This window comes from Actinomadura sp. NPDC000600, from assembly GCF_040492135.1.
In the GTDB taxonomy this organism is placed as follows: domain Bacteria; phylum Actinomycetota; class Actinomycetes; order Streptosporangiales; family Streptosporangiaceae; genus Spirillospora.
The window spans coordinates 1-1,076 of record NZ_JBEUPD010000146.1; the positions used below are offsets into that span (position 1 = coordinate 1).

Consider the following 1,076-nt stretch of genomic DNA (forward strand, 5'->3'; position numbering starts at 1 on the left):
GCGCAGCTCGCCGAGACGATCAACCAGATGACTGAGACGCTGCGCACATTCGCGGACGAGGTCACCCGCGTGGCCAACGAGGTCGGCGGGGAGGGGCGGCTCGGCGGGCAGGCGAACGTGCCGGGTGCGGCGGGTACGTGGAAGGACCTCACCGATTCGGTGAACACGGTCTTCCGGAACCTGACCACTCAGGTGCGGGACATCGCCGCCGTGACGACGGCGGTGGCCAACGGCGACCTGTCGCAGAAGGTCACGGTCGACGTGGCCGGCGAGATGCTGGAGCTGAAGAACACCGTCAACACGATGGTCGACCAGCTGTCGTCGTTCGGCGCCGAGGTCACGCGCGTGGCGCGCGAGGTCGGCGTCGAGGGGGAGCTGGGCGGTCAGGCGCAGGTGCCGGGGGCGGCCGGTACGTGGAAGGACCTGACGGACTCCGTCAACACGGCGTTCCGGAACCTGACGGGCCAGGTGCGGAACATCGCCCAGGTGACGACGGCTGTCGCCAACGGTGACCTCTCGCAGAAGGTCACGGTCGACGTCTCCGGCGAGATGCTCCAGCTGAAGAACACCGTCAACACGATGGTCGACCAGCTGTCGTCCTTCGCCGACCAGGTGACGCGGATGGCCCGGGACGTGGGTACGGAGGGCCGCCTCGGCGGTCAGGCCCGGGTGGACGGCGTGTCCGGTACGTGGAAGGAACTCACCGACTCCGTCAATTTCATGGCGGGGAACCTGACCTCGCAGGTGCGGCAGATCGCCCAGGTCACGACGGCGGTGGCGCGGGGTGACCTGTCGCAGAAGATCGACGTGGACGCGCGCGGCGAGATCCTGGAGCTGAAGAACACCATCAACACGATGGTCGACCAGCTCTCCGCCTTCGCCGACGAGGTCACCCGGGTGGCCCGCGAGGTCGGCACGGAGGGCAACCTGGGCGGTCAGGCGCAGGTCCGGGGCGTGTCCGGCGTCTGGAAGGACCTCACCGATACCACGCGGGAGACGCCGGTGGCGGTAGGGGCCAGGACCACTACGCCGTCGGCTCGGAGCGCGTCGTCGGCGTCGCGGTGGTACACGACGGC

1 protein-coding gene is annotated in these 1,076 nt (G+C 69.1%); it reads left to right on the top strand.

Annotation, left to right across the window (positions count from 1 at the left end):
* Window positions 1-1,076, top strand: a 1,076-nt coding sequence (locus tag ABWI07_RS44365) for a HAMP domain-containing protein (RefSeq protein ID WP_502912917.1), incomplete at both ends; no start/stop codon positions are given.